The organism is Marivita cryptomonadis, from assembly GCF_002115725.1.
Classification (GTDB): Bacteria; Pseudomonadota; Alphaproteobacteria; order Rhodobacterales; family Rhodobacteraceae; genus Marivita; species Marivita cryptomonadis.
Genome location: NZ_JFKD01000002.1, coordinates 179,998 through 201,461, shown reverse-complemented (window position 1 = coordinate 201,461; position 21,464 = coordinate 179,998). Strand labels below are relative to the sequence as shown.

At 58.5% G+C, this 21,464-nt stretch carries 24 protein-coding genes; 15 read left to right on the top strand and 9 right to left on the bottom strand.

Annotated features, from left to right (window positions below; genetic code table 11):
• Positions 1–33: 33 nt before the first annotated feature.
• The 6 genes from MCRY_RS02845 to MCRY_RS02820 all read right to left on the bottom strand — a co-directional run bounded on the left by MCRY_RS02845 (position 34) and on the right by MCRY_RS02820 (position 5,920).
• Positions 34–888 carry a DMT family transporter gene (locus tag MCRY_RS02845; protein ID WP_085628156.1) on the bottom strand — a complete coding sequence of 285 codons (855 nt, stop codon included), beginning with the start codon at positions 886–888 and terminating at the stop codon, positions 34–36.
• 222 nt (positions 889–1,110) lie between these two features.
• Positions 1,111–2,754 carry a chaperonin GroEL gene (gene groL / locus MCRY_RS02840; protein WP_085627965.1) on the bottom strand — a complete coding sequence of 548 codons (1,644 nt, stop codon included), beginning with the start codon at positions 2,752–2,754 and terminating at the stop codon, positions 1,111–1,113.
• Between the two features lie 55 nt (positions 2,755–2,809).
• Positions 2,810–3,121 (bottom strand): co-chaperone GroES, encoded by a 312-nt coding sequence (locus tag MCRY_RS02835; RefSeq protein ID WP_085627964.1) that lies wholly within the window; start codon positions 3,119–3,121, stop codon positions 2,810–2,812.
• A 172-nt stretch (positions 3,122–3,293) separates the two neighbouring features.
• Positions 3,294–4,058 (bottom strand): ABC transporter permease, encoded by a 765-nt coding sequence (locus MCRY_RS02830; RefSeq protein WP_085627963.1) that lies wholly within the window; start codon positions 4,056–4,058, stop codon positions 3,294–3,296.
• Positions 4,055–4,855, bottom strand: a complete 801-nt coding sequence (locus MCRY_RS02825; RefSeq protein ID WP_085628155.1) for an ABC transporter ATP-binding protein — start codon at positions 4,853–4,855, stop codon at positions 4,055–4,057. The genes MCRY_RS02830 and MCRY_RS02825 overlap by 4 nt, the downstream gene beginning before the upstream one ends.
• Positions 4,856–4,912: 57 nt before the next feature.
• A complete protein-coding gene (locus MCRY_RS02820) occupies positions 4,913–5,920 on the bottom strand; it encodes an ABC transporter substrate-binding protein (protein WP_085627962.1) in 1,008 nt (335 codons plus the stop codon).
• 258 nt (positions 5,921–6,178) lie between these two features.
• On the opposite strand from MCRY_RS02820, the gene MCRY_RS02815 reads away from it, so the two are divergent.
• The gene (locus MCRY_RS02815) at positions 6,179–8,674 is read left to right on the top strand and encodes a vWA domain-containing protein (protein WP_085627961.1); all 2,496 of its coding nucleotides are present in this window, start codon (positions 6,179–6,181) and stop codon (positions 8,672–8,674) included.
• A 12-nt stretch (positions 8,675–8,686) separates the two neighbouring features.
• Here MCRY_RS02815 and MCRY_RS02810 read toward each other — a convergent pair whose 3' ends face one another.
• Positions 8,687–9,352 carry a DUF2161 domain-containing phosphodiesterase gene (locus MCRY_RS02810; RefSeq protein WP_085627960.1) on the bottom strand — a complete coding sequence of 222 codons (666 nt, stop codon included), beginning with the start codon at positions 9,350–9,352 and terminating at the stop codon, positions 8,687–8,689.
• Positions 9,353–9,433: 81 nt separating this feature from the next.
• On the opposite strand from MCRY_RS02810, the gene MCRY_RS02805 reads away from it, so the two are divergent.
• Positions 9,434–10,423, top strand: a complete 990-nt coding sequence (locus MCRY_RS02805) for a TraB/GumN family protein (RefSeq protein ID WP_085627959.1) — start codon at positions 9,434–9,436, stop codon at positions 10,421–10,423.
• Here MCRY_RS02805 and MCRY_RS02800 read toward each other — a convergent pair.
• Both MCRY_RS02800 and MCRY_RS02795 read right to left on the bottom strand, forming a co-directional pair.
• Positions 10,412–11,341, bottom strand: coding sequence for a DMT family transporter (locus tag MCRY_RS02800; protein WP_238939551.1), 930 nt, complete (start codon positions 11,339–11,341; stop codon positions 10,412–10,414). The two genes, MCRY_RS02805 and MCRY_RS02800, sit on opposite strands and share 12 nt — an antisense overlap.
• Complete coding sequence (locus MCRY_RS02795) at positions 11,325–12,212, bottom strand: LysR family transcriptional regulator (protein WP_085627958.1); 888 nt, start codon at positions 12,210–12,212, stop codon at positions 11,325–11,327. The genes MCRY_RS02800 and MCRY_RS02795 overlap by 17 nt, the downstream gene beginning before the upstream one ends.
• 112 nt (positions 12,213–12,324) lie before the next feature.
• On the opposite strand from MCRY_RS02795, the gene MCRY_RS02790 reads away from it, so the two are divergent.
• The 13 genes from MCRY_RS02790 to trmD all read left to right on the top strand — a co-directional run bounded on the left by MCRY_RS02790 (position 12,325) and on the right by trmD (position 21,463).
• Positions 12,325–12,906, top strand: coding sequence for an FMN-dependent NADH-azoreductase (locus MCRY_RS02790; protein WP_085627957.1), 582 nt, complete (start codon positions 12,325–12,327; stop codon positions 12,904–12,906).
• Between the two features lie 207 nt (positions 12,907–13,113).
• Entirely contained in the window at positions 13,114–14,616 is a 1,503-nt protein-coding gene (gene ffh, locus MCRY_RS02785) for a signal recognition particle protein (RefSeq protein WP_085627956.1), read from the top strand.
• Positions 14,617–15,153 (top strand): GNAT family N-acetyltransferase, encoded by a 537-nt coding sequence (locus tag MCRY_RS02780; RefSeq protein ID WP_085627955.1) that lies wholly within the window; start codon positions 14,617–14,619, stop codon positions 15,151–15,153.
• Complete coding sequence (locus MCRY_RS02775; protein ID WP_085627954.1) at positions 15,150–15,677, top strand: GNAT family N-acetyltransferase; 528 nt, start codon at positions 15,150–15,152, stop codon at positions 15,675–15,677. Before MCRY_RS02780 ends, MCRY_RS02775 begins: the two co-directional genes overlap by 4 nt.
• Complete coding sequence (locus tag MCRY_RS02770) at positions 15,674–16,189, top strand: GNAT family N-acetyltransferase (RefSeq protein ID WP_085627953.1); 516 nt, start codon at positions 15,674–15,676, stop codon at positions 16,187–16,189. The genes MCRY_RS02775 and MCRY_RS02770 overlap by 4 nt, the downstream gene beginning before the upstream one ends.
• 1 nt (position 16,190) lies before the next feature.
• On the top strand, positions 16,191–16,796 hold the full coding sequence (locus MCRY_RS02765; protein WP_085627952.1) for a GNAT family N-acetyltransferase: 606 nt from the start codon (positions 16,191–16,193) through the stop codon (positions 16,794–16,796).
• 1 nt (position 16,797) lies between these two features.
• Complete coding sequence (locus tag MCRY_RS02760) at positions 16,798–17,097, top strand: chorismate mutase (RefSeq protein WP_409643351.1); 300 nt, start codon at positions 16,798–16,800, stop codon at positions 17,095–17,097.
• Positions 17,098–17,138: 41 nt separating this feature from the next.
• Entirely contained in the window at positions 17,139–17,522 is a 384-nt protein-coding gene (rpsP, locus tag MCRY_RS02755; protein ID WP_085627950.1) for a 30S ribosomal protein S16, read from the top strand.
• Positions 17,523–17,734: 212 nt separating this feature from the next.
• On the top strand, positions 17,735–18,556 hold the full coding sequence (locus MCRY_RS02750) for a MipA/OmpV family protein (protein WP_085627949.1): 822 nt from the start codon (positions 17,735–17,737) through the stop codon (positions 18,554–18,556).
• 69 nt (positions 18,557–18,625) lie between these two features.
• A complete protein-coding gene (rimM, locus tag MCRY_RS02745) occupies positions 18,626–19,132 on the top strand; it encodes a ribosome maturation factor RimM (protein WP_085628153.1) in 507 nt (168 codons plus the stop codon).
• A gap of 59 nt (positions 19,133–19,191) precedes the next feature.
• Positions 19,192–19,929, top strand: coding sequence for a hypothetical protein (locus MCRY_RS02740; RefSeq protein ID WP_085627948.1), 738 nt, complete (start codon positions 19,192–19,194; stop codon positions 19,927–19,929).
• A 193-nt stretch (positions 19,930–20,122) separates the two neighbouring features.
• Positions 20,123–20,587, top strand: a complete 465-nt coding sequence (locus tag MCRY_RS02735; protein WP_138487763.1) for a hypothetical protein — start codon at positions 20,123–20,125, stop codon at positions 20,585–20,587.
• Between the two features lie 60 nt (positions 20,588–20,647).
• On the top strand, positions 20,648–21,463 hold the full coding sequence (trmD, locus tag MCRY_RS02730; RefSeq protein WP_085627946.1) for a tRNA (guanosine(37)-N1)-methyltransferase TrmD: 816 nt from the start codon (positions 20,648–20,650) through the stop codon (positions 21,461–21,463).
• Position 21,464 lies beyond the last annotated feature (1 nt).

The window sequence follows — 21,464 nt, the reverse complement described above, 5'->3', positions numbered from 1 at the left end:
CAGATACGCGCTGCACACAAGTTTAGAAAGGCCCTAGCGCCGCGACGTCACGGCGAGAAGAACGCCACCCAACACAAGCAGTGCCGCCACGATCAATCGTGGTGTGACAGACTCCGACAAAAGCACAGCTCCGCCAGCAATGGCGATCACAGGCACAGTCAGTTGTGTGACCGCAGCAGTGCTGCCCCGCAGATGCGGAAGCACCGTGTACCACATGGAGTACCCGATACCGGATGTCACCGCGCCCGCAAGAACAGCCATCGCGATACCAAACATTGTCGCCTCTGAAAGATGGATGCCACCGAAGAATCCGATGGCAACACCCGCACCTGCACAGGCGATGGCTGCGGAAATACAGAAATTCGCAGCGGTGGCCCCCAAAGCATCAGAGGTGCCGCGTCCGTTGAGCGAATAGACCCCCCAAGCCACACCTGCGATGGCCATTAGACCCGCGTGCCAAAGGCTGGGGGTCGCAGAATGACCCGGCCACAACAGCCAGACCAACCCACCAAACGCGACTGCAGCGCCAATCCAACGCCTCGCGGCGGGTCTTTCGCCGCTGATCAGAGAGCCAGCAAACATCGTTATCTGAACAAGCCCAAATAGAATGAGGGCGCCCAATCCCGCATCAAGACTGACATAGGCGAGGGAAAACCCGAAGATATAGATCAGCAGCGACAGCACGCCCACCGTGCGGCCAGTTCCACCAAGCGCGAGCCGTCGATCACGCAACATCACGAGAACCGCCAGCATAACCGCGCCAGCGCACAAACGGACAACCCCAAACGCAACAGCGTCAATGTCGCCTGACGCAAGTGCAACGCGGTTTAGTATCGAGTTCGACGCGAAGGCAATCAGAGTCAGGATGGTCAGGAAAAAAAGGCGCATGCGATTGGCTACCGCTTTGTGCTGCCAGTTGCCAGACACCATCTGCGCGTTTGCAACGTGTCCGAAGCAACCGCCCCAGATTCGTCTTTCGAAGAATTTGGAGCGCTGTGGACGAAATCGTAAGCGCCGACCTTGCCTTCAAAAACCAAAGGCGCCCGCAGGCGCCTTTGCTTAAAACTTGTGTCGGCTTGATCGACAGACGTCCCGAAGGATATCTGCTGATTACATCATGCCGCCCATGCCGCCCATGTCGGGCATGCCGCCGCCGCCGCCAGCGCCTTCTTTCTGCGGCTTGTCGGCAACCATGGCTTCGGTTGTGATCAGCAGACCAGCGATGGAGGACGCATCTTCCAGAGCGGTACGCACAACCTTGGCCGGGTCAATAACGCCGAACTTGAACATGTCGCCATATTCGTCGGTCTGCGCGTTGTAGCCGAACTTGAGGTCTTCGCTTTCACGGATCTTGCCAGCAACGACGGAGCCGTCGACGCCTGCGTTTTCCGCGATCTGACGCAGCGGTGCTTCCAGTGCCTTGCGGACAATTGCGATACCGGCGTTCTGGTCGCTGTTTGCACCTGTGAGGCCTTCAAGCTTTTTGCCAGCCTGAACCAGAGCAACACCACCACCAACGACGATACCTTCCTGAACAGCGGCACGTGTCGCATTCAGTGCATCGTCAACGCGGTCTTTGCGCTCTTTCACTTCGATTTCGGTCATGCCGCCAACGCGAATGACTGCAACGCCGCCTGCGAGTTTCGCAACGCGTTCCTGAAGCTTTTCACGATCGTAATCGGACGTGGTTTCTTCGATCTGGTTACGGATCTGAGCAACGCGTGCCTCAATCTCGGCCTTCTCGCCTGCGCCATCAACGATTGTGGTCTCGTCTTTGGTGATCTGGATTTTCTTGGCGGAACCAAGCATGTCCATGGTCACGTTCTCGAGCTTCATGCCCAGGTCTTCGGAGATGACCTGGCCACCTGTCAGGATCGCGATGTCCTGCAGCATTGCCTTGCGGCGATCACCAAAGCCCGGTGCTTTCACGGCAGCGATCTTGAGGCCGCCACGCAGCTTGTTGACCACGAGGGTCGCCAGCGCTTCGCCTTCGACGTCTTCTGCAATGATTAGCAGCGGCTTCTGCGACTGGATCACCTGCTCGAGCAGCGGAACCATCGGCTGAAGCGAGGACAGCTTTTTCTCGTGCAGAAGGACAATGCAGTCTTCGAGCTCAGCTGTCATCTTGTCAGCATTGGTCACGAAATAGGGGCTGAGGTAGCCACGGTCGAACTGCATGCCTTCGACGACATCGGTCTCGGTCTCGAGGCCTTTGTTTTCTTCGACGGTGATGACACCCTCGTTGCCGACTTTCTGCATTGCGTCCGCGATCTGGCGACCGATTTCAGCTTCGCCATTTGCAGAGATGGTGCCAACCTGTGCGACTTCGTCGCTGTCGGTCACGTCACGTGCTGCGGCCTTGATGGCTTCAACAACTTTGGACGTCGCGAGGTCGATGCCGCGCTTGAGGTCCATCGGGTTCATGCCAGCTGCAACCGACTTCATGCCTTCTTTTACGATGGCTTGGGCCAGAACGGTTGCTGTCGTGGTGCCGTCACCGGCTTCGTCGTTGGTGCGGGAAGCAACTTCCTTCACCATCTGTGCGCCCATGTTCTCGAACTTGTCTTCCAGTTCGATTTCCTTGGCAACAGACACACCGTCTTTGGTGATGCGCGGTGCGCCGAAGGATTTATCGAGCACGACGTTACGGCCTTTCGGGCCGAGTGTCACCTTCACCGCGTCGGCGAGGATGTTGACACCCTTCAGCATGCGCGAACGGGCGTCTGTATTGAATTTTACGTCTTTTGCAGACATCGCTTAGTCTCCACTAATGTAGTCAGAGGTGTTTGTTTGGAACCACGACGGGCGCTTAAGCGGCTTTCGCTGCAGCGTCGTCCGTGATGATGCCGAGGATGTCCGACTCCTTCATGATGAGGAGTTCTTCGCCATTGACCGTCACTTCTGTGCCCGACCATTTGCCGAAAAGGACCTTGTCGCCGGCTGCAACAGCCATCTCGATCAGCTCGCCACTGTCCTTGCGCGCGCCTTCGCCACACGCAACAACCACGCCTTCTGCCGGCTTTTCTTTGGCGCTATCTGGGATGATCAGGCCACCAGCAGTTTTTTCGTCACTTTCTGTGCGACGGACCAGCACGCGGTCATGAAGCGGTTTAAATGCCATCTTCGAGTCTCCTTGCTCAAAGTTTCCACTAAAAGTCCCTCGCTCCCCGAAGGACTGTTGTCACTCTCTGTAGCTGAGTGCTAACGGCGGATAACTAGGCATCGCGAAAGCGTGAGTCAACATGTTCAATTGTAAATTTTTCACGAAAATAGAGGGTTGATAGGGCTTGTATTCAGTAGCTCGGCGACCGTTCTGCCCATCCTGCAAAGATCTTTTCCAACGCGACGACCACGTAATAAAGAACAATCCCCATCAACGCCAAAGCAATCAACACAGCGAACATGAGCGGATAGTCCGAATTCGTCTTGCCGGAGTCGAACAAAGCTCCGAGGCCACGCCCGTGCGGCGACACGATTTCCATCAGATTGGTGCCGATGAACGCAAGTGTCACGGCCACTTTGAGCGCTCCGAAGAATTCGGGGAGCGTTTTGGGCAATGCGATTTTCCAGAAGATCGTAGTCTTGGATGCCCCCAGAGAGGCGAGAATGTCACGGTATTCCGGCTCTAGAGTACTGAGGCCGATAGAGACCGAAACCGCGATCGGAAAGAACGAGATCATGAATGCGATGAGGATCGTGTTGAAGTTGTGATCCCCCACAAACAACAAAGCCACGATGGGCACTACTGTCGCCTTGGGGATCGCGTTGAACCCCACAAGAAGCGGATAAAGCGCGTCCCGCATCGTGCGCGAGAAGCCCATGACCATCCCCAGAAAGATGCCGAATGCGATGGCCAAAAGCAGGCCAACGACAGTCCTCCAAAGGGTTTGCCAGCCCATCACAAGGAACAACTCCCAATAGCGGGCATAGGCCGGCGGCAGGTCGGACGGCGAGGCCATCACGTAATTCGGCCAGCCGTTCACCCACACAAGAAATTCCCAAAGCACCCCGAAAAGCACAATCGCAGAGAGTGGAACAAGGATCTGACGAAAAGTCATTTTGCAGGCTCCTCCGCTTCGGTGCGGCCCTGCGCGATCTGAATCTGGTGGCGCAGGATATTCAACGCCTCGGCGGATTCGGGCGTGTAAAGATGTTCGATGTCGCGGTCCCCGGTCAGGTGCACGTCCATCACGTATTGGGTTTTTGCAGGACGCCCGGACAGCACCACCACCTGATCGGCCAGAAAGATTGACTCGCGCAGGTCGTGGGTGATGAGAACACCGGTGAACGGCTCTTCAGCCTTCACTTTGTGCATGGTTTGCCACAGGTCTTCACGGGTGAAGGCGTCCAGCGCACCGAACGGTTCGTCCAAGATCAACACGTCAGGTTTATGAACAATCGACCGGCACAGCGACGCGCGCTGGCGCATCCCGCCAGACAATTCGCTGGGGCGTTTTTCTTCGAACCCTTCAAGACCAACCAATGCCAGAAGCTTGCGTGCCCGGTCTTCCTGTTCACGTTTGCTGAGCTTGGTCGGCACGATTTCCAACGGCAGCATCACGTTTTGCAAAATCGTGCGCCATTCCAGTAGAACGGGATTTTGAAAGGCCATGCCCACTGTCGACTTAGGCCCTTTGACCAATTCGCCGTGCAGCCAGACTTCACCATGATCAGGTTTCATCAAACCCGCGATCAATCTGGTCAAAGTGGATTTTCCGCAGCCCGAGGGCCCGACAACGGCGGCAAATCCACCCTCCGGAACACTAAGTTCTAGACCGTCAAGAACCGGCAATGACCCAGACTTGGTTGGGTAGGCGTGCCGCACGCCTTTGATTTCGATAAGATTTTCCGACACGCGCACCGCCTGAGATCAAGGGCCGATCATGCGAGCATGACCGGCCCGATGGTAGATTTATTTCAACATACGCGCGCTGGCGTCAGGCAGATATGCATCGGTGAAATAGAGACTCGCAGTCGGTTCATTCTGGAACTCGTAGGTCTGAGCGATTTGCTCAATGGCTTTTGCCATGCGCGCGTCATCAATTCCGCCCATGCCGTTTTCCATCGCAAAGTCCGTTGCGACGTTGGCGTTGATGGACAGTTCCAGACGACGCTTTTCAAGCTCTGCGTCGGCGGCCGGGTTGCGTTCGATCAAGCTTGCGATTGCCGTATCCGGGTCTGCGATCGCATCTTTCCAACCCGCTGCCACGGCACCAAGAAAGCCTGTGATCAGCTCGGGATTGTCCGCGGCGAAGTTTGTGTTCGCGATGATCGCGTTGCCATAGAGCGAGAGGCCATAATCCGCCATCAAGATGGTCGAGATATCCTCTTCCGGGACGCCAAGGCGCACGAGGTTCAGATAGGACGAAAACGAGAAGCCGGTGATGGCGGCCACGTTGCCCTCGGCCAACATCGGTTCGCGGGTCGGGAAACCAACCGGCTCAACCGTGATGGAGGCCACATCCAGATCATTGGCAATAGCAAAGGCCGGGAACTGCGCCCACGCGCCATCGGGCGGAGGTGCGCCAAGAACTTTGCCTTCGAGGTCTTTCGGCGTTTCAACACCCAGAGACTTACGGCCGATGATGGCAAAAGGCGGCTTGTCATAGACCATCATCACAGCCGTCACGGGGGCACCGGGGTTTTGGTCAAGAAACTTGATCAACGAGTTGATATCCGCAAACCCAACGGGGAATGCGCCGGTCGCCACTTTCGGGATCGCGTCAAGTGAACCCTGCCCTGCCGAGATCTCGACCTTTAGACCTGCCGCTTCGAAGTGGCCATTGTCGATCGCCACGAAATACGGCGCAGCAGGGCCTTCGAATTTCCAGTCGAGCGCGAACGGAAAATCCGCCTGAGCAAAGGCCGCACTTGCAAAACTCAGAGTTGTGGCGAACGCCGCCAGCGTTTGTTTTAACATCAGGTATCTCTCCGTTTCTTGTTCACGCAAACCTGTTCCATCACCTTGGAAAACGGAACACGAAGTACCGTTTGCACGACCCCACAGCCATGTTGTGCACAATTCCTACGCAGTTATGATGATCCTGCCCAAACGATTAGCATACACCATCTGCCTGCCAAATGAAAAAAGCGCCCTATCAAAGACGCAACGTCTGTGCAGAACCGCTTCAACGTGCTTTTCTGCGATTATTGAATCACTGAATTTCAGGATATACAGATGCAACGATTGCTTGCCCTCTCTCTGACCTTGTTTGCGACAATGGCGTCGGCACAGACACAGCCCAACACTGTATTGGTCATGGATGGGTCTGGTTCGATGTGGGGGCAGGTTGATGGCGTTGCCAAGATCACCATCGCGCAGGACGTGGTGGGCAACCTGCTTTCGGATTTTCCGGCAGAACAAGGGCTTGGCCTGACAGTTTATGGGCACCGCGAACGTGGTGAATGTACGGACATCGAAACCGTCGTCGCACCCGCACCGGGAACAGCAGCGGACATTGCTGCGGCTGTGAACGGGATCAAACCTTTGGGCAAAACGCCCATGACCGATGCCGTAATCGCAGCCGCCCAAGCGTTGCGCTACACCGAGGAAAAAGCGACCGTCATTCTGGTCAGCGACGGGGTGGAAACCTGCAATCCTGATCCGTGCGCAGCGGCGCGTCTGCTAGAAGAGGCTGGCATTGATTTCACCGCCCATGTGATTGGCTTCGATGTTGGCTCTGACCCCGAGGCGCTGGCCCAGATGCAATGCATCGCCGAAGAAACAGGCGGGCAGTTCCTTACTGCGGACACGGCAGACCAGTTGACCGCAGCCCTGACACAGGTCGCAGCATCGCCAGAACCGGAACCCGAACCTGTCGTAGTTCCAACGACGCTGACTGCCATCATCGAAGGTACCGACACATTGATCACCGGTCCGGTCATTTGGGAACTGACCAGCAATACCGAAACCGTACTCAGCGACACGGAAGGCAATCCTCTCAATCTACAACTGCCGGAAGCGTCCTACACGGTGATCGCCTACAGCGTTGCGCTTGAAACCGAGATGACGCGCCAATTCGTGGCCGTCGGGGAAAGCACAACGGTGCAAATCGCCTTTCCCGAGCCGCAAGAAACAGCGCGCGTTCTTGCCCCTGCCGAAGCGGTCGCAGGAAGCACGATCCAAGTGGGTTGGGACGGGCCAAACGGAACGGAAGATTATATCGGGATCGGCGCAGCGGATGCTGAAGGCGCAAACCAATGGCGCAACTGGAGCCTCACATCCTCGGGCAACCCGGTGGATCTGTTGATTCCGCCGACACCAGGCGCGCATGTCATCCGCTACTTCAAACGAGACGGGCGCGAGCCGCTGGGTCAAACCGAGATCATGGTCACGCCCGCAACGGCGACCTTGCAGACCGTAGACAGCGCCGCCGCTGGGTCTGATATCATGGTCGACTGGACAGGACCAAACTACAATGAGGACTATATTGGCATCGGCAAGGTCGGCTCTGACGGTGCAAACCAGTGGGAGAACTGGGTCTATGTCCGAGACGGATCACCAGCTAAACTGACCATCCCATCGGACCCAGGCGACTACGCAATCACGTATTTCATGCGTCAGGACAGGACGCCGCTCGCAACCATTGCCTTCACCGCAACAGATGTGACAGCCAGCATCGTCGCGCCGACAGAGGCGGTCGCCGGGTCGACCATCGAAGTCGGCTGGACAGGTCCTGATTACGCTGAAGACTACATCGGCATCGGGCGGTCAGACGCAAGCGGCGCGAACCAGTGGGAAAACTGGACCTACACTCGTGAGGGCAGCCCTCTTGACCTTGAGATGCCAGCCGAACCGGGCGACTACATGATCACCTATTTCCAACGGCAGGATCGTACGCCTCTCACAACGGTGCCGATCACACTGACGGCAGTCAGTGCAAGCATCACCGCACCGACCGAGGCGTTTGTCGGCGCCACCATTGAAGTTGGCTGGACTGGCCCGAACTATGCTGAAGACTACATCGGCATCGGGCGCGCTGGCGCAGACGGGGCCAACCAGTGGGAGAACTGGGCCTACACCCGCGACGGCAGCCCGCTTGATCTGGTGATGCCTGTTGAGCCGGGCGATTACATTATCACCTATTTCCAACGGCAGGACCGCACGCCTCTCACGACAGTGCCGATTTCCCTAAAGCCCGTCGAGGCATCACTTCAGGCTCCGGCCAGCGCTCCGGCTGGTTCAACCATCGACGTTGTTTGGACAGGACCAAACTACAGCGAGGATTACCTTGGGATCGGGCGCGCAGGTGCGGATGGCTCAAACCAATGGGAGAACTGGACCTATACCCGCGATGGCGCGCCAGCAAAGCTTTTGGTTCCCGCCACGCCGGGTGACTATCTCATCCGGTATTTCGTCAGGCAGGATCGGTCGGCCATTGCAGAAACCCCGATCACTGTAACACCTGTCGAAGCAACCCTGATCACGCCTGAAACAGCCGCTCCGGGTGCGACCATCGAAATCGGCTGGACGGGACCAGACTATGCCGAAGATTATATCGGTGTTGGCCCAGTGGGAGCAAACGGGTCGGCACAATGGCAAAGCTGGGCCTATACCCGCAGCGGCAACCCGGCAATGATTACCATGCCAGACACTCCGGGCGACTATGTGGTGCAGTATTTCATCCGACAGGATCGGGAAAGCGTCGCATCCGCAACGATCAAGATCGAATAGAACCTGACACGTTCAGCCGAGGCTTTCGCCCCAATCAACCAATCCCTGACGCCCTTCCGGCGTCAGGTCATAGACCCCCGTTTCAACTTTGCAGAACCAACGATAATGGTTGTCCCGCATTAGGGTCGTGGCATTCGCAACCCCGGTTGCCTTGGCCACAATGGCACCCTTCTCAGCCCCGGTTTCGGCTAGATACATCGCACAACGCAGCGCATCTTGCCTGTAGGCCGTGACAATACCGTGCCGCGTCGCCCCGCCCGAATTGGGATCTCCTTCGAGCCGATGAAACTCGCGCAAAAGCTTTTCACGCTTGGATGTGTTGCGGCGCGGAAGATACGGGCCGGGGTCGCACTGGGCCTCGACAACGCCGTCCTTGCGAATGGTCAGGAACCCTAGACCAAGGCGGCGGCACATGATCGTATTCTCGCGCAACGCACGGCGCGCATTGCGGCCTGAAGGCTTAGGCACGGCAATATAGACCAGATCCGTCAATCGCAGCCGGGTCACCGCTTGATGGTACAGCGTCAGGTTCAGCCGCAGCTTGAGTTCGACAACGAGAGGGTCTTCGTCGCCCCGCACCCCAACAAGATCAACCGCACCAACTTCACCTTTCACGATATAGCCCTGCGCCTCGAGAAAGGCTTTCACAAACGGATAGAGATCGGCTTCACGCTCCATGTCCCATCAATGCGCGACCGCCTTGCCGCTGACAAGCACAGCGCCTAGCTTCAAAGCCAGTAAAGGGAAAAGGATGCCTAAATGATTGCCCGCCTGCTGTCGCTTGTGTGTTTTGTGGCTCTGACGCAGCCTGCCTTTGCGACCTGTTCAGGCAATGATCTGCGCCCCACGCTTGGAACGGAGGAACGATCGCGCCTCGACGCGGCGTTGGCGGATGCGCCTTTTGCTGACGGCAATCACTGGAAAGCGACACGCGGGGATGCCACGCTGCATTTGATTGGCACCATGCATCTTGCCGACCCCCGCCTTGATGCGCCTTTGGGCAGGCTCAAGCCAACCGTCGAAAGCGCCGATCTTCTTTTGCTCGAAATGACCAATGAAGACGAACTTGCGCTGCAAAACCGCCTGACGACCGACCCAAGTCTGCTGCTTATGCCAGACAAAACACTGCCCGAACTATTGACCGAGGACCAATGGGATCAGATGTCTGAGGCATTGAATGCACGGGGCGTTCCACCGTTCATGGCCGCACGGTTTCAGCCGTGGTACGTGTCGATCCTTCTGGCGATCCCGCCCTGTGCGGCGCAAAGTGATCTCTCGGCGGGAGGAATGGATGCCCGGATCGAAGAGATCGCCGAAACTCAAGGCATCCCAAGCGCAGCCCTCGAAGACGTCGAGACCATCTTTGCCGCCTTCTCGAACCAACCCAGACAGACACAAATCGACATGATGTTGTCCTCTTTGGTCGATCCGGCCATCAACGAGGATTTGTTCGCAACCATGCTGGCCAGCTATTTCGACGAAGCCCCCGCCGAAGGCTGGGCCATGTCCACCATACTTGCCGAACGCTACAGCCCTGTTGCGTCCGACGCCGCAGCCGCAATTTTCGCGACGATGGAGCAGGCGCTTCTGATCGACCGGAACCACGATTGGATTCCAGTCCTTATCGAGGCAACCGAGACGCATGACACCGTGGTCGCTGCGTTCGGTGCGGCCCATTTGCCGGGACAGGATGGCGTCCTCGCGCTGCTTCAGGCCGAAGGGTTCACGCTGGAACGGCTACCTTTCTGACGCGACGCGCCCACGCACCTGACTGTCATCCTTGAGAAGCAGCCCTAGGGCCATCACAGTCAACGCAACGCCGACCAAAATCAGCACCGGTGGCAGCGGGCGGCCCAGCGCCATTTCCCACAGGATCACCCAGCTTGGTGTCAAATAGGTGTAAGCCATGACCTTGGCTGATGGCAGCCGCATGCTGGCGTACTGCAACAAAAGAAATGTCAACGCGCTGGCAAAGACGGAGGTGTAGAGGATCGTCACCCAAACAACCGGTGGCAAAGCCGCCCAATCGGTTTCTGTGAGCGACGGATACCCGAAGATCATCAACAAGACCGTTCCGGCAACTAGGACACCAAAGGTGAAAACGGCGGGCCGCTCTCCTCGGTTCAGTTTCGGCACAAGCGGGGCATAGACGGCATGGGCAACGCAGCCGACGAAATAGACCATCTCGCCTCGGCCTATCCCAAAGGCCAGAAACGCATCAAGATCCGCGCGAAAAATCACCCATAACGCGCCAAAACCACCAATCGTCAGCGCGATTGCCATCCGCCCCGTCATCACCTGCCGCAGCAGCACCCACCCGAACCCTGCCGCGATCAAAGGCGTCAGCGTGAACACAGCCGCCATCGACACAGGCGCGCCGGTCTTCAGCCCTTCGAACATCAGAACGAAATACGCAACGAGGAAAACCGCCAACACAAGATAGCGCCACGGCGCACGCAAGGCATCACGGTCGATGCCTCCAGTTGCAAAGACCAGAACGGCTAAAATGACTGACGCGATCACAAATCGAACCGCGTTCAATGCCTCCGGTGCGATATGCGGTGCCGCCATCGACCCAAGCGAAAACGACCCCGCAACCAAAGCCGAAAACGCCAGCATGGCAAAGTGGCCGCGATGCGCTTCGACCATGTCAGGTCTCAGACGCATCGAAGACTTTGACGGCTTCCTTGAGATGCGCCAGCAACGCCTGAACCTTAGCCGTCCGGTGCAGATCGACATGGGTAACAAGCCACAGCGGCGCGGCCCATTCCTCTTTCGCCGGCATCACTTCGACCAGTTCGGGATCTGCTGTTCCCTGCGCAACCGGCATGAACCCGATCCCAGCGCCACTTCGGACGGCTGTGATCATGCTGTAAGTGTCAGTTGCCCGGAACACCACGCGGTCGTAGGGCACCTTGGAGCGCAGCCATTGTTGAAACGGGGCGCGCCCATCGGGATTGTCGTTCCCGACGAAGACGTGATTGGGCAGATCGTCTTCATCCTTGGGCATCCCATGCTTTTCAATGTAGCGCTTCGAGGCGTAGAGCCCGATCTTGAGCTTTGTAAGTGGCTGCACGACATTATCGGGTTCGTCCGGGACAGACCCCGCGCGGATCGCAACGTGGGCTTCGCCATATTCCAGCCGGAACACGCGGGCGTCCGTCAGATAGCGCACCACGACTTCCGGGTAGCCGTCCTTGAATTCCGAAAGCACCGGGACAAGGAAATCTGAAAGCTCGACAATCGACGTGACCATCAGATCACCGCTCACATCAGCCCCACGCCCGCGGATGCGACCAACCAGTTGCTGGAGTTGATCCTCCGTTGTCTGAGCGACACGCGCCAGGTCTTCGCCGGATTCGGTCGGGGTATATCCGCGCGCATGACGTTGGAAAAGCTTGACGCCCAACCGCGCCTCTAGGGCGTCGATGTGTCGGATGACAGTGGCGTGGTGAACGCCCAATACCTCGGCCGCACCGCTCACCGTGCCTTGCCGGGCAACCTGGTACGCAGTGCGCACCTCGTCCCAATGTTCCATAAATCCCTCTGTGCAAGAACTCACACGTTCTGCGCATTTCTTCCCATTTCGTGCGCTGACGCAAGACATAAGTACTCAGCACAGACAAACAAGTTCGTGACTGGAGAGTCCCATGACAAAAACCGTCCTTCGGATCGACGCATCCGCCCGCCACACCGGCTCTGAAAGCCGCGCCCTGACACAACGCATTGTCGACCGGCTTGCCCCCACGACCGTGATCAACCGCGATCTTGCGGTTCCCGTGCCTGCCATCGACTCAGAATGGCTCACCGCCAACTGGACGCCCGAGGATCAGCGCACCGATGCCCAACGCGAAACCTTGGCGCTTTCTGACACACTGATCCAAGAGGTCCAAACGGCCGATACAATCGTGATCGGCGCACCGATCTATAATTTCGGCATCCCCGCCACACTCAAGACGTGGATCGACCAGATTGCGCGTGCAGGGATCACATTCAGGTATTCCGAAACCGGACCTCAGGGTTTGATGACCGGAAAACGCGCGATTGTCGCCATCACGTCCGGCGGCACACAGGTCGGGTCCGACTTTGACTTTGCCAGCGGCTATCTGCGGCATGTTTTGGGCTTTATCGGGATCACCGACGTTCAGTTCGTCGCGGCAGACCAGCTGATGGTCGACGCCGACGCGTCGCACGCCAAGGCTGAGGCGGCTCTTCAGGCGCTCGCGGCGTAAGCAACGCTGGCGCGCGGGTTGACTCTGCGCGCCACTTTGCCCTAAACGCCATTCAACTCCGGGAAGTCTGACTTTCCGGTCCCTTGGATTCAGTCCGGGATCGCCCCCCACCAGCGTGTCACGCCCGTGGGGGCGTTTGACGTTTGGTAAAACCGTTGCTGGCCCTTACATCGGGGACACAGCCAGCAGCAAAGGAGGCGAAAGCCCATGTTTGAAAATCTGTCCGACCGCCTTTCAGGCGTCTTTGACCGGCTCACCAAACAGGGCGCGTTGTCCGAGGACGACGTAAAAACTGCGCTGCGCGAAGTACGCGTTGCACTCCTTGAAGCCGATGTGTCGCTGCCGGTGGCCCGCGACTTTATCAAAGCGGTACAGGAAAAGGCGACTGGTCAGGCGGTCACAAAGTCGATTACGCCCGGTCAGCAGGTCGTTAAGATCGTCCATGACGAACTCAAGCACGTTCTGACCGGTGACGAAGATCCCGGCGCTCTCAAAATCGACAATCCGCCCGCCCCGATTCTGATGGTCGGGCTGCAGGGTGGTGGCAAAACCACCACCACAGCCAAAATTGCCAAACGCCTGAAAGAGCGCGAGGGCAAGCGCGTGCTCATGGCCTCGCTCGACGTCAACCGCCCGGCGGCGATGGAGCAGTTGCAGATCCTCGGCACCCAGATCGGTGTGGATACCCTGCCCATCGTTAAAGGCGAAGACCCTGTCGCCATCGCCAAGCGTGCCAAAACGCAGGCGTCGCTGGGTGGCTACGACGTTTATATGCTCGACACTGCGGGCCGTCTGTCCATCGACGAAGAGCTGATGGCCCAGGTCGAAGCGGTGCGCGATGTTGCCAACCCGCGCGAAACGCTTCTGGTGGTCGATGGTCTGACCGGCCAAGACGCGGTGCACACAGCGGAAAACTTTGACGAACGGATCGGCATTACCGGTGTGGTCCTGACCCGTATGGACGGTGACGGACGCGGCGGTGCGGCCCTGTCGATGCGCGCGGTCACGGGCAAGCCAATCCGTTTTGTCGGCCTTGGCGAAAAGATGGACGCGCTCGAAACCTTTGAGCCAGACCGGATCGCGGGCCGAATCCTGGGCATGGGCGACATCGTCGCGCTGGTCGAGAAAGCGCAGCAGACGCTCGAGGTCGAACAGGCCGAGCGCATGATGAAGCGCTTCCAGAAGGGGATGTTCAACATGAACGACCTCAAGATGCAGCTGGAACAGATGATGAAGATGGGCGGCATGGAAGGCATGCTGGCCATGATGCCCGGCGCGCAGAAGATGCAAAAGCAAATGGACGGTGCAGGTATCGACGACCGAATGCTGCGTCAGCAGATCGCACTGATCAACTCCATGACAAAGAAGGAACGTGCTAATCCGCAGATCCTTCAGGCCAGCCGCAAGAAACGCATCGCCAAGGGTGCGGGCATGGAAGTGTCGGAACTCAACAAGCTTCTCAAGATGCAACGCCAGATGGGCGACATGATGAAGAAGATGGGCAAGATGGGCAAAGGCGGCATGCTGAAACAGGCCATGAAAGGCATGATGGGTAAGGGCGGCGGCAGCCCGGAAGAGATGATGGGCCAGATGGACCCGAAGGCTCTGGAACAGGCGGCCAAGGCGATGGGTGGCAAAGGCGGATTGCCCGGCATGGGCGGCATGGGTGGTTTGCCACCGGGCCTGAGCGGTTTCGGCAAGAAGAAGTAAGTGACGGCCACCCCGATCATAAACACGGCGCGTCTGCGCCTGCGCGGTCACACGTCGACCGATCTCGAACAGTTGTGCGATCTGTTCGCAACGGATCGCGCCGTGCATATGGGCGGCCCGATCCCGCGCAAGCAGGCGTGGCGTTGGATGGCGTCTGAAGTTGCCATGTGGGACCTGATGGGCCACGGCGCGTGGGGTATCGAGACGACCGAGGGCGAATTCATCGGTCAGGTCGGTTTGCTCAAGCCACCGCACTTCCCAGAGGTCGAATTGGGTTGGACGCTGCTCGAGAAGGCCGAGGGCAAGGGCTATGCGTTGGAGGCGGCGATGGGCGCGATGCTCTGGGCGTGGGACCAAGGTTTCGAAACCTTGGTGTCCTATATCGACCCCGCGAACACACGGTCGATCGCACTCGCGGAACGGCTGGGCGCCCTGCATGACCCGGACGCACCATTGCCAGAAGGCGAAACACCAGAAGAAACCATCGTCTACCGCCACAGCCCGGACAGCGACGGAAGCCCGGAGGCTTACACATGAGTCTCACCAACGCGCCCACGCTTGAAACCGATCGCCTGATTTTGCGCGGCCCGGAAAAGGCCGATGCGGAAGCAATGATCGAATTCCTGATGGACAACACTCGCGCCGAAGGCTTTGGCGGCTACACCAACCGCTCGGATTCGTGGCGCTGGTTCACGCTCAACGTGGGCCACTGGCACTGGCATGGCTATGGCTACTTCACGATTCAAGACAAGGCCACCGGCAAACCAGCGGGCATCTCTGGCATCTGGAACCCGGAAGGCTGGCCCGAACCCGAGGTCGGCTGGGTGGTGTTTGACGGGTTTGAGGGCAAAGGCATCGCATTTGAGGCCGCAACCCGCGTGCGCCAGTGGGCCTATGACGACCTTGGCTTCACGACGCTGACCTCGAACATTGTACCGGGCAACACGCGGTCGATCCGCCTTGCCGAGCGCATGGGCGCTATTTACGAGCGGACCTACGACAACCCCAATATGGGGGAAGACATGCTCTACCGACATCCAGGACCGGAGGCGCTGGTATGAGTTTGGATGTCCCCGTGATCGAAACCGACCGCCTGATCCTGCGCGCTCCGCGCCTGTCGGACCACGCGGCCTTCTGTGCGTATTTCGCCGAGCCACGCAGCAAGTGGAACGGTGGACCGCTTGGCCCGCGTGAAGTCGAAGGCATGATCACTTCGGCTGCAGGCGGTTGGGCCTTGCGCGGCTATGGCCTCTGGTTTGTGACACTCAAGGGCGACGAAACCGCCATCGGCTTTTCTGGAATCTTCCATCCGTTTGACTGGCCGGAGCCCGAGCTCGGCTATGGCATCGCAGCAGAATACGAAGGCAAAGGTATTGCATTCGAGGCTGCCTTGGCCGCCCGGAAAGCCGCAGCAGACCATTTTGACCTGAATGGCCTGCCCAGCTTCATCGCACCTGATAACGCGCGCTCTCAGGCGCTGGCATTGCGCATGGGCGCTGTACGCGAGGCTGACATTACGCTCCGCGATAGGGTCGCGACCGTCTATCGGCACCCCAATACGGAGGCTTTTTGACATGGGTCACCGCGACATTCCGGTTCTGGAGACCAAGCGGCTGTCTTTACGCAGCCCAAAGGCCGAGGATTACCCCGATTTCAAAGCCACTTTCGCCTCGTACCGGTCCCGCTTCATGGGTGGGCCGCTCAATGGCTATGAGGCGTGGATGCTGTACGCTGCCGAGATCGGCCATTGGGAAATCCGGGGTTTCGGCATGTGGATGGTGCATCTCAAGGACACCGACGAAACCGTCGGCATGGCAGGTGGCTGGTCGCCGGCAAAATGGCCCGAACGGGAAATCGCCTGGATCATCTGGCCGGATCGCGCGGGCAAGGGTTTCGCACTCGAAGCGACCCACCGTGTGCGCCGTTACTTCTATGACGAAAAAGGCTGGGACACGGCCGTCAGCTATCTTGATCCCAAGAACCTCGACAGCATCCGTCTGGCCGAGCGTCTTGGAGCCAAGAAAGATCACGATGCCCCGACCGTCGATGGAAGCGACGTGGTCTATCGCCACCCCAGCCCCGACGCGCTGCGCGGCAGTCAGTTGTCGCACGGCATCGACATGGAAATCGCCCATTACCAAGACCCCCTGTTCAAACCGAAAGGCTGGGCTATTGACTGACATGATCCCCGATACCGTGACCCGTGCCGCAGAACTGCTCAAGGGTCACCGCGAAAGCATCGACCGTCTGGACGCGATCCTCGTGTTCACGCTGGCCGAGCGGTTCAAACACACGCAGGCCGTGGGTGTGCTGAAGGCACAGCACGACCTCCCGCCCTCAGACCCCGCACGCGAAGAAAAACAGATCGCGCGGCTCGAAGAGCTTGCGACCCAGGCAGATCTTGATCCTGAGTTCGCCAAGAAATTCCTGAATTTCATCATTCAGGAAGTCATCCAACACCACAAACAGAAGCAATCCTGACGGGTCCTCCCGTCATCTCGAAAACCCTAGGAGAATACCAAATGGCTATCAAAATTCGTCTCGCCCGTGGCGGTTCCAAAAAGCGCCCCTTCTACCGCATCGTTGCTGCCGACAGCCGCATGCCGCGCGATGGTCGCTTCATCGAAAAGCTGGGCACCTACAACCCGCTCCTGCCGAAAGACAGCGAAGAGCGCGTGAAGATGGACGTGGAGCGCATCCAGTACTGGATGAGCCAGGGCGCCCAGACCACCGACCGCGTCGCGCGCTTCCTCGAAGCGGCTGGCGTTGTTGAGAAGAAAGAGCGCAGCAACCCGAAGAAAGCCGTACCGGGCAAAGCCGCAACAGAACGCGCCGAAGCCAAGGCCGCCAAAGCAGCAGACGCTGCCGACGCCGCTCCGGCCGCAGAAGAGGCAACCGCGGAATAATCGCGGACTGCGCTCGCAGATGGCCGGCCCACCCGGTCATCTGCACCTTTCCGGTGTGAAAACCGACCAACGTCTTCCCATTCAAAACATGGTCACAATCCCGCATGCCACGCGTGTCATTTTGCGCGACCGGGTGCAGTTTGCTTGACCCTGCACGCTGTCCGCGCCATGTGGTAATTCAACCGCATGCAGCCCTACAGGAGCCAATCGCCATGCTCATCCGCCTTGCAACAGTTTCCAGCCTCGCCCTCGGTATAGCCGCCCCAGCGTTGGCTGCAGGCCCTGAGCAAACAGCAACACAGCCTGATGTAATGGTCGCTGCGCCGGCACCAGCCAAGCCAAAGCTCATGTTCACCCTGCGTGGCGGCGTCGCCTCGAACCCGGAGTATTTCGGTTCTGACGAGAACGCCATTGGCGCGGATCTGGGCTTTTCGTTCAATTACCTGTCGCTGCGCAACGGACGCACCTTCGGTAACCCTGATCCTTGGGCAGACAGCATGGGTTTGACCTTTGGAGGGTCGTTCCGGTTCATCGAGGAACGCAAGACAGATGATTTTAATGAACTGGCCGGTCTGAATGATATCGACGCGGCTGCCGAACTGGGCGTGTCTATGCGCTATGGCACCGAACATTTCGCAGCTTTCGGCGAAGTCCGCCGCGGCTTTGGCGGGCATGAGGGCTGGGTTGGCGAAGTCGGTGCCGATGCGATCCTGCGGCCAACTGATCGTTTGCGTCTTTCGATGGGTCCGCGCCTGTTTTTCGGCGATGATGCCTATAGTGACACCTATTTCGGCATAACCGCAGCCGAATCCAGTGCTGCCCTGCCCGCCTATGATCCGGACGGCGGCATGGTCTCTGCCGGTGTGGAATTTGGCGCGCGCTACCAGATCAATGATGTCTGGGGTCTTGAAGGCGCTGTGACTTGGGAAAAGTTCACCGACGACGCCGCAGACAGCCCGATCGTCCAACAGGGCTCGGACGAACAGTGGGGCGTACGCTTTGGCGTGACGCGTGTGTTCAGCATCGGCGGCTGAGCGACTGGCAATTGCCTCGGCAGGGCAGTCTGGTCTATCCAGACTGTTGAAATGACCGGGAGCACATTCGTGAGTGAAAAAGTCTGCGTAGGCGCGATTGCCGGGTCCTTCGGGGTCAGGGGTGAAGTGCGCCTGAAAAGCTTTACCGCAATCCCCGAAGACATCGCCATATACGCACCGCTCGAGACCGAAGACGGAAAGCACAGCTATACAGTCAAGATCACCCGACAGATCAAAAACGGTCTTGCCGCGCGGCTGTCAGGGGTCTCGAACAAGGAAGCAGCTGATGCTTTGCGTGGCACCCAACTTTATGTTCCGCGCGAGCGGCTGCCCTCACTCCCGGATGACGAGTTTTATCACGCCGACCTAATCGGGTTGGAGGTGACAGATACTGGCGGGACACCTTTGGGCAAAGTGATGGCGGTGATCAACAATGGCGCAGACGACCTTCTTGAGCTGCGCGCACCGGGCCAGAAACAGACGGTTCTCCTGCCCTTCACCAAAGCGGTTGTCCCGACGGTCGACCTTGCTCAGGGACGGATTGTCGCCGATCCGCCCGAGGGCCTGTTTTCGTGACGACAAGGATCGTCATCCATGCAGGATTTCACAAAACAGGGACAACGAGCGTCCAGTCCATGCTGCGTGAGAACGCAGCCCTGCTGGAACCACATGTGCGCGTCTTTCTCAAGGAAGCCTTCGAACCCCTGACCGATTGCGCCCGCGCGTTCTCGATCGACCCGAAGAAACGAACCTTGTCGCAGATCGCCAAGACTGCCACGGCCTTTTTCGATGCGCTGTCCGATACGGACCCGCGCCCCATCGTCATGTCTTCTGAAGATTTGTCCGGCCATATGCCCGGCAGGCATGGCTTGGAGTGTTACGACAGCTCGGGTCTGGTTATGAAATGCCTGACGGATGTGGCATTGCGGCGCTTTGGTCCCACGACGGACCTGACTTTCTATTTCTCCACACGCGGCCACGATGCTTGGTTGCGCAGCACATGGTGGCAGAACTTGCGCAGCACGCGGCTGACCGACGACTTGCAAGCGTACAGCGCCCAATTCGACACGGCGCGCAGCCTTGACGACATCCTAGAAGAAATTGCGCGAGATGTCGCGCCAGCGCGGGTGACATCGTTCCTTCTGGAAGACACGGCCGATCTGCCGCTGGGACCATTGGACCCTTTGCTTGCCCTGTTGGAACTAACCGAACTTGACCGAACACAGCTGGCCATTCTGCCACCTGAGAATGTTCAGCCGGATATGGGTATCCACGATGTGTTTCTTGCCCTGAACCGCAGCGAACTGTCCGAAAAAGACATCCAAGAAGCCAAACGCCTCGTGCGCCGGATGGCCCAGCAACCCGATCCGTAAAACGCGCCGCGCTTTTGCCGCACAAACGCCGTTTGTTCGCCAAAATTCAAGCAAGAAACCGCCACTCCCTACTGCTAGTTAGCACAGGTTGCATTGGGGACAGCGTGTTGTGGATCGAGTAAAGCGTCGAGCATTGTTAACTTTTGCCGCTCTGTCGCCGGGTGTGGTGTCAATCACCCTGCAGGAAGTGGCGGTGTCATTCGCCTTTATGGTTTTGGGTGTGTTCGGCGCGTTGAGCATCGCTGCAGCCACCTTGTCGGTGTTCCCGCAAATCGGGCCGTCCCCGATGATGGAGAGCGCGACGAAAAAAGCTTCCCCTTCGCTGCTTCTGCCTTCATCCCTTGCCAGACTGGCAGCCATGGCACCCGATCCAACCATCATTCGCGCCCATTTGCAGATGCTCATGGGTCAGGACAAAGGCTCACCGCGTTTTCTGACGGAAAATGATCAGATCGCGATGGTCCTGTCACAAATCCTCGCAAGATGGGACAGCCCCCATTTGACCGAATTGACCGACGACCAGGTCCGCGAACTCTGGCTGGTCGAGCGATTGATGCGCGCGAGCCCGGCAGAGGCCGGGGCGCTGGCGCATTTCTTTGTGTCGCCCAATGCCATGCTCGCAATGCGGGATGCCTTGGCCAATCCTGTTGCTGTCTGACCTGTGGCCATTCCGGCGACGACGGACTAAAGCCTGTCGTATCACCAAGAGGCCGCAAGAATGGACGATCCAAAGACCCCGCCCACCAGATCCCATGGCCGCAAGACCATCAGGCCATCGCTCAAACCGCGCGAATTGATGGAGCCATCTCCGGACCTGGTGCGCGTGTGGAAGGCCCAAGTGATCACGCTGCTGCCCGAGGCGTTTCCCGGTATACTGGGGCAGTCTCTGACCGGACGCGCGCTCAAGGACGGACTGTGGCAGTTAGAGACCGTGCCACTGCGCCAATTCGGCGAAGGCAAACATCGCAATGTTGATGACACACCCGCAGGTGGTGGCGCAGGTATGGTGCTGCGCCCCGATATCATGGCAGCCGCAATCGACACCGCGCGCGAGCGGATCGAACCGTCCGCGCCACTGATCTATCTCAGCCCACGCGGACGGCCTTTGACGCAGAAAATGGCCCAATCGCTAGCCACAGGGCCAGGGATGACGCTGATTTGCGGACGCTTCGAAGGGTTGGATCAACGCGTGATCGACCACTACAAGATGATTGAAGTCAGCCTTGGCGACTTTGTTCTAACGGGCGGAGAGATTGCGGCTCAGGCCATGATCGACGCAACCGTGCGCCTGTTGCCCGGCGTTTTGGGCAATGAGGCGTCAACCGAAGAGGAGAGCTTTTCAAATGGGCTTTTGGAGCATCCGCAATACACTCGCCCGGCCGAGTGGCGCGACCAAGAGATTCCACCAGTTCTCATGTCTGGTCATCACGGCGAAATCGCCAAATGGCGGCGCGCACAATCCGAAGAGCTGACCCGCAAACGGCGCCCTGATCTTTGGGCCGACTGGTGTGCGAGGAACGACACGTCCGATTGAT

Coding starts and splice junctions, on each gene's coding strand:
- MCRY_RS02845 (WP_085628156.1), bottom strand. CDS start 888: ATGCGCCTTTTTTTCCTGACCATCCTGACTCTGATTGCCTTCGCGTCG.
- groL (WP_085627965.1), bottom strand. CDS start 2,754: ATGTCTGCAAAAGACGTAAAATTCAATACAGACGCCCGTTCGCGCATG.
- MCRY_RS02790 (WP_085627957.1), top strand. CDS start 12,325: ATGACAAAAACCGTCCTTCGGATCGACGCATCCGCCCGCCACACCGGC.
- MCRY_RS02815 (WP_085627961.1), top strand. CDS start 6,179: ATGCAACGATTGCTTGCCCTCTCTCTGACCTTGTTTGCGACAATGGCG.
- rpsP (WP_085627950.1), top strand. CDS start 17,139: ATGGCTATCAAAATTCGTCTCGCCCGTGGCGGTTCCAAAAAGCGCCCC.
- MCRY_RS02805 (WP_085627959.1), top strand. CDS start 9,434: ATGATTGCCCGCCTGCTGTCGCTTGTGTGTTTTGTGGCTCTGACGCAG.
- ffh (WP_085627956.1), top strand. CDS start 13,114: ATGTTTGAAAATCTGTCCGACCGCCTTTCAGGCGTCTTTGACCGGCTC.
- MCRY_RS02800 (WP_238939551.1), bottom strand. CDS start 11,341: ATGCGTCTGAGACCTGACATGGTCGAAGCGCATCGCGGCCACTTTGCC.
- trmD (WP_085627946.1), top strand. CDS start 20,648: ATGGACGATCCAAAGACCCCGCCCACCAGATCCCATGGCCGCAAGACC.
- MCRY_RS02740 (WP_085627948.1), top strand. CDS start 19,192: ATGCTGCGTGAGAACGCAGCCCTGCTGGAACCACATGTGCGCGTCTTT.
- MCRY_RS02830 (WP_085627963.1), bottom strand. CDS start 4,058: ATGACTTTTCGTCAGATCCTTGTTCCACTCTCTGCGATTGTGCTTTTC.
- MCRY_RS02775 (WP_085627954.1), top strand. CDS start 15,150: ATGAGTCTCACCAACGCGCCCACGCTTGAAACCGATCGCCTGATTTTG.
- MCRY_RS02810 (WP_085627960.1), bottom strand. CDS start 9,352: ATGGAGCGTGAAGCCGATCTCTATCCGTTTGTGAAAGCCTTTCTCGAG.
- MCRY_RS02765 (WP_085627952.1), top strand. CDS start 16,191: ATGGGTCACCGCGACATTCCGGTTCTGGAGACCAAGCGGCTGTCTTTA.
- MCRY_RS02750 (WP_085627949.1), top strand. CDS start 17,735: ATGCTCATCCGCCTTGCAACAGTTTCCAGCCTCGCCCTCGGTATAGCC.
- MCRY_RS02835 (WP_085627964.1), bottom strand. CDS start 3,121: ATGGCATTTAAACCGCTTCATGACCGCGTGCTGGTCCGTCGCACAGAA.
- MCRY_RS02795 (WP_085627958.1), bottom strand. CDS start 12,212: ATGGAACATTGGGACGAGGTGCGCACTGCGTACCAGGTTGCCCGGCAA.
- MCRY_RS02820 (WP_085627962.1), bottom strand. CDS start 5,920: ATGTTAAAACAAACGCTGGCGGCGTTCGCCACAACTCTGAGTTTTGCA.
- MCRY_RS02760 (WP_409643351.1), top strand. CDS start 16,798: ATGATCCCCGATACCGTGACCCGTGCCGCAGAACTGCTCAAGGGTCAC.
- MCRY_RS02770 (WP_085627953.1), top strand. CDS start 15,674: ATGAGTTTGGATGTCCCCGTGATCGAAACCGACCGCCTGATCCTGCGC.